Here is a 6,696-nt window from a genome sequence, read left to right as displayed (position 1 = left end):
AAAGTGATGCGTTGATATGGCTAGTTCGTTCGAACAGACCGACTTGACCAAGAATGTCCTGTTCTGTTACGAAGTTCATACTCCCTGACAATAGCCGTTCGCTGGTCATCGCCAGCCCAGAAAACCGCGCTCCTTGATACCCTGGTGCTTCTGCTACCAATATGATCTGCGCAGTTTCTAGTCGGTGCCGTAGATATGCGGCCAACTGTAAGCGTCTTTGATGGGACACATCCGGGGTCGCGTCGATGCCCAATTCATGACAGTTGTACGGGTTTGCCACATTCATGGTGGCTGCACATCCTCGAAGTTGGGCAATGAACTGATCAACACTCATCGCCCCAGACTGGCATACGTCAGGTCAGATTGAAAGGTGGACTGAAAGGCAGCTGCCGCAAAGCTGCGCTTTGGCGCGCTTTCGTGTGACCAGAGTTCGGATAGGGCCGAGGCGTGCAAAGCCACACACGGAGGCCGTGGGTAAGCATCAAGCCGAGGTCCGGTCGAAGCGCTCGTCATAGAAAGCCCGGAAATCAAGTCGAACCACACACAGCGGTTGCGGCGGGCTGGCGCTCCGCAGGGTTTTCGGCGAGCTGCCGAACAGTCACCTCGCGTGCCATCCGCTCGCGAAGCTCCGTCGGACTTTTTCTTCGGCGGGCTCTGGTGCGTCGCCGCCGCCTCCTTTATTTCTTGCGCGGCGTCTTTTGCTCCTTTTGCTTCTTTTTCTTGGCGGGCACCGGCGGGAGTGCAGCCGGCGGCGGACCGAAGACCGTGAAATTCATCGTCGAGAACAAGGTCTCGGCCGAGAGTTTCCGATCAACTAGGAAATAGGGCAGAGCTTCGTACAGGCTAGTCCCATGCGCGCCGGGGAAGTTGATGCTGACACGCGGCGAATTCCCGTCACCGTCGTCGTCGTAATCTACGAACTTCCAGCTGCGGAGCAGTCGGATATCTTCATGCAGCACTCGCTGATCGCTGTGCTTGCGCGCAACTAGGTCCGCGTTGACGGACACCCCGGTAGAGAAAATGCCGGGCTTGTCGAGTCCAAGCGCGAGGTCGGTGTTGTCTAACAACCAGCCCAGGAACTGGCGCGTCATGCGCGGAAGCAGCTCAAGCCGGTCGACAAATCCATCGAGCGCCGCCTGTGCCTCCTCGCGGCTGGTGAACAGACTGCCCTCCTCGTCGTAGGCAAAAAGCAGCGAGGCGTCGCTGCGATTCACGGCCGGGCGATCTTCGACCAACCCTGCGAGCGAGGTCTCGAACTTGCCGTCGATCGCGACTTCGAGCTCGACGGTGATCCGCTGCAGCTCCGCCCGCAGCTTCTCGTAGACAGAGCGGATCGTGTCGATTTCGCTGGCTATAATCCGGCTCGCCAGTTCGGTCATCCCTATGATGCTGCGATGCTGGAAGCCGACCCGCTCCACCTGCGCGGGATTGAGGCTGTATTTCGCTTGAGGCTCGCCGATGATCAGGACGTAGATCTCATCGTAGAGTGCCGCGTCCGCGTCGCTGATCGCTTCAAGCGTATCATTGATCTTTTGGCTACTTGCCTGCGAGGTAACCTGGAAGGCGCGCTTGGTGGTGCTGGTGGTATCGCCGAGATCGAGTCCGGGCGCGTTGCGACGGATCTCGTTAAGATTCACGAGGTTCGCGGTATAGATGAGGTTGAGCAGCTCCTTGAAGAAGTCTTCAAGGATGCGGTTGAGGTCGGTAAATCCGAGCTTGCTGCGTGCGCGCACACGGCTAGAGATTGTGTCGAGATCGTCGATAATCGGGCCGACGAAGGCTCCGCGTGCAGTCATGAGAGTAAGTTCCCCAGGCTGTGAGACAGGCAGGGCATAGAACGCGCCATGCATCTGTACCCGAGTACGACCCGTCCCTTCGGATCACAATGTTCACCCCGATATTGTCTGAGTCAAGCAGAGGGATCCTGACCTATGCGAGCATCGGCACCAAGGCGGCCGTTAAGTCGGATGCTACGGAAAATTTCACCTGATGCGATCGGCCAGTGAGTGCTTGAATTAGCCACGATCGAAGTTGGATGGAACGTCCGCTATTACTCGCCTATAGGAATTGAGTGGAAGGAGAGCCAATGACAGCTCTCCGCCCTGTGTGGCGATCCACCTTCACAACAGCGGAGCACTTACCTTCCTTCGCCTGCGTCCGTATCCTGCACGGGGACGATGAGCCTGGATGGACGACAATGGATGATCACGGATATCGCCCCGGCCTCGCGGGCACTGCGCCCCGGATAGCTGCATCCTGACCTTTGTCCGGAAGGATTCCGATGACTTGGCTTTCTCCTGTCGACGCCTATTGCGAACGGACCGGCCCGGATTACTGGTCCGAGCCGATCAATGCGCTGACCAACATGGCCTTCCTGATCGCCGCCCTGGTCCTGTGGCCGCGGCTGCGCGGGCCGGAGATGGCGATGGGCCGGGCGCTGGCGGCGGTGCTGTTCGTGATCGGCATCGGCTCCTGGCTGTTCCACACCCACGCGAACCGGCTAACCGGGCTGATGGACGTGCTGCCGATCCTCGGCTTCATCCTGCTCTATGTCTTCACCGCCACCCGCGACTATTTCGGGGCGCGTCCCTGGATCGCCGCCCTGATGACGGCGGGCTTCATCCCCTATGCCGCCGCGACGGTGCCTCTGTTCTCGATGATCCCCGGCCTCGGCTCCTCGTCCAGCTATGCGCCGGTGCCTTTGCTGATCCTGATCTATGCGGTGCTGCTGCGCAGACGCCTGCCGGACACGGCGCGCGGCCTCGCCATCGGCGCCGGGATCCTGATCGTCTCGCTGACCTTCCGCACGCTGGATCAGCCTCTGTGCGATGCCCTGCCCTTCGGCACGCATTTCCTGTGGCATGTCCTCAATGCGGTGATGCTGGGCTGGATGATCGAGGTCTGGCGCCGGCATCGGTCGCGCTGATCCCGGATTCCGGCAAGTCTTTGCGCGACGCCGGAACGCGCCGCTCTACGCCACCCTGCCCTGCCGCACCCCGGCCCATGCCATTCACCGCCGATCATTCCACAGCGATTTCCATTGCTTAAGCGGATCTCTGTGCCGATGCTGGGGATTATGACCTTGCCAGCCTCCCGAACCCAGGCCACGATGGCGCGGAGCGAACGCGAGGCGCTGCTCGACGCCCTGCTGCTCGGCGAGCCGGAACTCGGCTTCACGCCCCGCGGCAATCCCGACCCGCGCCTCGTCAGGCTGGTGCGCCTGCTGGGCAGGCAGGCCGCCAGAGACAATTTCGAGGCGCAGAGCAGGACCAGGGAACCCGGCGCCTCCTGATCCGACAGGGAGTATCGCCATGAAGGTCGCCATCTACGCCCGCTATTCCTCCGACCAGCAGCGCGACGCCTCGATCGCCGATCAGTTCCGCATGTGCCGCTTGCGGGCCGAGAAGGAGGGCTGGCAGGTGGTCGAGGAATATTCCGACCATTCCATCTCCGGCGCAAGCATGATCCAGCGTCCCGGCATCCAGGCGCTTGTCATGGATTCGACGCGCGGCCGCTTCGATCTGGTGCTGGCCGAAGCGCTGGACCGGATCAGCCGCGACCAGGAGGATATCGCCGGCATCTACAAGCGCATGCGCTATGCCGACGTGAGGATGTTCACGCTCTCCGAGGGGGAGATCAGCGAGTTGCATGTCGGCCTCAAGGGCACGATGAACGCGCTGTTCCTGAAGGATCTGGCCGACAAGACCCGGCGCGGGCAGCGCGGGCGCGTCGAGGCGGGCAAGTCCGGCGGCGGCAATTCCTACGGCTACGACGTGGTGAAGACGTTCGATGGCAACGGCGAGCCGATCCGCGGCGACCGGATGATCAACGCGGCGCAGGCCGAGGTGGTGCGCCAAATCTTCCGCGACTATGCCGCCGGCAAATCGGCCAAGGCCATCGCCGTCGCCCTGAACCGGGACGGCATCCCCGCCCCCTCGGGCGGAGATTGGGGCTTCAGCACGATCAACGGCAACCCGAAGCGCGGCAACGGCATTCTCAACAACGAGATGTATGTCGGCAGGATCGTCTGGAACCGCCAGCGCTTCATCAAGGATCCCGATACCGGCAAGCGCCAGGCGCGTCCCAACCCGGAAGAGGACTGGGTGATCCAGGAGGTGCCGGAACTGCGCATCCTCGACGACGATCTCTGGAACGCCGTGAAGGCGCGGCAGAAGACCAATACCGTCGCGCGCGATGCGCGCGGCAACGCCGACGTCCGCAAGGTGAACCACCGCCGGCGGCCCAAATACCTGTTCTCGGGGCTGACGAAATGCGCCTGTTGCGGCGGCGGCTATTCGGCGATCTCGAAGGACCTGATCGGCTGCTCGACGGCGCGCAACAAGGGCACCTGCGACAACCGCGTCAACATCCGCCGCGACGAGTTGGGATCGCGGGTGCTGAACGCCCTGCGCACCCGCCTCGTCGACCCGGAGCTCTTCGCGGAATTCTGCGACGCCTATACGAGGGAGAGCAACCGGCTGCGCATGGAAAGCGGCGCCGACATCGACAAGGCCGAAGCCGAGCTGAAGCGGATCGCCCGCGAGGAAGAAAAGCTGATGGACCTCTACATGCGGGACGCCATCTCGATCGAGGCCGTCAAGGAGCGCGGCGACAAGCTGCGCGCCCGCAAAGCGGAGCTGAAGGATTTCCTGGCCAATGCCGACGAGCCCCCGCCCCTTCTGCATCCCTCGATGGCGCTGCAATATCGGGCACGGGTGCAGCAGCTCTACGAGACGCTGCAGAGCGACGACGAGGCGCAGCGCAGCGAGGCGGCGGAGATCATCCGCTCGCTGATCGACCGGATCGTGCTGACGCCGGGGAAGGACCGGATCGAGATCGACGTTCAGGGCGATCTTGCCGGAATCCTTACGCTTTCCGCGCAACGCAAAAACCCCGCGGCGGATGCAGCGGGGTCGCAAGTAAAGATGGTTGCGGGGGCAGGATTTGAACCTGCGGCCTTCAGGTTATGAGCCTGACGAGCTACCGGGCTGCTCTACCCCGCGCCATTTGCGCTTTGTGTTGGCGCGTTATCGTTTCGAGAGATGTCTCGCTGCTTTTCAGGTCTGGCGGTGACCTACTCTCCCACGTCTATTGACGCAGTACCATTGGCGCGACGGCACTTAACGGCCGAGTTCGGGATGGGATCGGGTGTTTTGCTCGTGCTTTGGCCACCAGACCGGAAAAGAAGCGAGATCGGCGTTATCCCCTGCGGGATCTGGTTGTCCAAGGATGCTTTTGGAGGAAGACGAGGTCTGTCTTCTTCCGGATCAAATCAAGCCAATCGAGCCATTAGTACCGGTCAACTGAACGCATTGCTGCGCTTACATCTCCGGCCTATCGACGTGGTGGTCTTCCACGGCTCTCAAGGGATACCTTGTTTTGAGGGGGGCTTCACGCTTAGATGCCTTCAGCGTTTATCCTGTCCGTTCATAGCTACCCAGCACTGCCGTTGGCACGACAACTGGTCCACCAGTGGAACGTTCACCCCGGTCCTCTCGTACTAGGGGCAACTCCTCTCAAGTATCCTACACCCACGGCAGATAGGGACCGAACTGTCTCACGACGTTCTAAACCCAGCTCACGTACCTCTTTAAATGGCGAACAGCCATACCCTTGGGACCTGCTCCAGCCCCAGGATGAGATGAGCCGACATCGAGGTGCCAAACGATGCCGTCGATATGGACTCTTGGGCATCATCAGCCTGTTATCCCCAGCGTACCTTTTATCCGTTGAGCGATGGCCCTTCCACTCGGGACCACCGGATCACTATGGCCGACTTTCGTCTCTGCTCGACTTGTCAGTCTTGCAGTCAGGCTGGCTTCTGCCATTGCACTCAACGAGCGATTTCCGACCGCTCTGAGCCAACCTTCGCGCGCCTCCGTTACTCTTTGGGAGGCGACCGCCCCAGTCAAACTACCCACCACGCAGGGTCCCGGACCCGGATAACGGGCCGCGGTTAGACATCAAGAGTGCGAAGGGTGGTATCTCAAGGATGGCTCCACCGGAACTGGCGTCCCGGTTTCAATGCCTACCACCTATCCTGCACATCACAATCCTGATGCCAGTGCGAAGCTATAGTAAAGGTGCATGGGGTCTTTCCGTCTAACCGCGGGAAGTCTGCATCTTCACAGACAATTCAATTTCGCTGAGTCCACATTTGAGACAGCGGGGAAGTCGTTACGCCATTCGTGCAGGTCGGAACTTACCCGACAAGGAATTTCGCTACCTTAGGACCGTTATAGTTACGGCCGCCGTTTACCGGGGCTTCAATTCAAGGCTTGCACCTCTCCTTTTAACCTTCCGGCACCGGGCAGGCGTCAGACCCTATACGTCGCCTTACGGCTTCGCAGAGCCCTGTGTTTTTAGTAAACAGTCGCCACCCCCTGGTTTGTGCCCCCAGCCACTGCTTGCGCAGCAACCGGGCCTCCTTCTCGCGAACTTACGGAGGTATTTTGCCGAGTTCCTTAAATGTGGTTCTCTCAAGCGCCTTGGTATTCTCTACCAGTCCACCTGTGTCGGTTTAGGGTACGGTCTTGTGGAGGGCTATTTCCAGGAACCGCTCACCAGCCCTTCCAATCCGATAAGGAAGAACTAGCTCTGCGATCCGTCACCATCTCCTGGCCCAGGAATATTAACCTGGTTCCCATCGACTACGCCTTTCGGCCTCGCCTTAGGGGCCGGCTTACCCTGCTCAGA

Annotated in this window: 4 protein-coding genes, 1 tRNA gene, 1 rRNA gene and 1 other annotated feature (1 of these 7 cut by a window edge); of the genes, 2 read left to right on the top strand and 4 right to left on the bottom strand. The window is 60.6% G+C overall.

Annotation, left to right across the window (positions count from 1 at the left end; all coding sequences use genetic code 11):
- Nucleotides 1-286, bottom strand: a 286-nt coding sequence (locus ASV56_RS24150) for a uracil-DNA glycosylase family protein (RefSeq protein WP_216635382.1), incomplete at its 3' end; no start/stop codon positions are given.
- Between the two features lie 391 nt (nt 287-677).
- A complete protein-coding gene (locus ASV56_RS11555) occupies nt 678-1,796 on the bottom strand; it encodes an SMEK domain-containing protein (protein WP_172823745.1) in 1,119 nt (372 codons plus the stop codon).
- A 485-nt stretch (nt 1,797-2,281) separates the two neighbouring features.
- On the opposite strand from ASV56_RS11555, the gene ASV56_RS11550 reads away from it, so the two are divergent.
- Nucleotides 2,282-2,926 carry a ceramidase domain-containing protein gene (locus ASV56_RS11550; RefSeq protein ID WP_062562089.1) on the top strand — a complete coding sequence of 215 codons (645 nt, stop codon included), beginning with the start codon at nt 2,282-2,284 and terminating at the stop codon, nt 2,924-2,926.
- A 385-nt stretch (nt 2,927-3,311) separates the two neighbouring features.
- The gene (locus tag ASV56_RS11540; protein ID WP_082724817.1) at nt 3,312-4,970 is read left to right on the top strand and encodes a recombinase family protein; all 1,659 of its coding nucleotides are present in this window, start codon (nt 3,312-3,314) and stop codon (nt 4,968-4,970) included.
- On the opposite strand, the gene ASV56_RS11535 is transcribed toward ASV56_RS11540, so the two are convergent.
- Both ASV56_RS11535 and rrf read right to left on the bottom strand, forming a co-directional pair.
- Nucleotides 4,927-5,003, bottom strand: a tRNA-Met gene (locus ASV56_RS11535). The two genes, ASV56_RS11540 and ASV56_RS11535, sit on opposite strands and share 44 nt — an antisense overlap.
- Before the next feature lie 58 nt (nt 5,004-5,061).
- Nucleotides 5,062-5,176: ribosomal RNA gene (rrf, locus tag ASV56_RS11530) — 5S ribosomal RNA — on the bottom strand.
- Between the two features lie 92 nt (nt 5,177-5,268).
- Nucleotides 5,269-6,696, bottom strand: a sequence feature (mutual gap in cmsearch alignment for this rRNA model is longer than 100); it runs 1,238 nt beyond the window's last position.

It is taken from the genome of Paracoccus aminovorans (assembly GCF_001546115.1).
Classification (GTDB): Bacteria; Pseudomonadota; Alphaproteobacteria; order Rhodobacterales; family Rhodobacteraceae; genus Paracoccus; species Paracoccus aminovorans_B.
The sequence above is the reverse complement of the archived record's forward strand: the minus strand, read 5'-3'. Positions and strand labels throughout refer to the sequence as shown.

Coding starts and splice junctions, on each gene's coding strand:
- ASV56_RS11555 (WP_172823745.1), bottom strand. CDS start 1,796: ATGACTGCACGCGGAGCCTTCGTCGGCCCGATTATCGACGATCTCGAC.
- ASV56_RS11550 (WP_062562089.1), top strand. CDS start 2,282: ATGACTTGGCTTTCTCCTGTCGACGCCTATTGCGAACGGACCGGCCCG.
- ASV56_RS11540 (WP_082724817.1), top strand. CDS start 3,312: ATGAAGGTCGCCATCTACGCCCGCTATTCCTCCGACCAGCAGCGCGAC.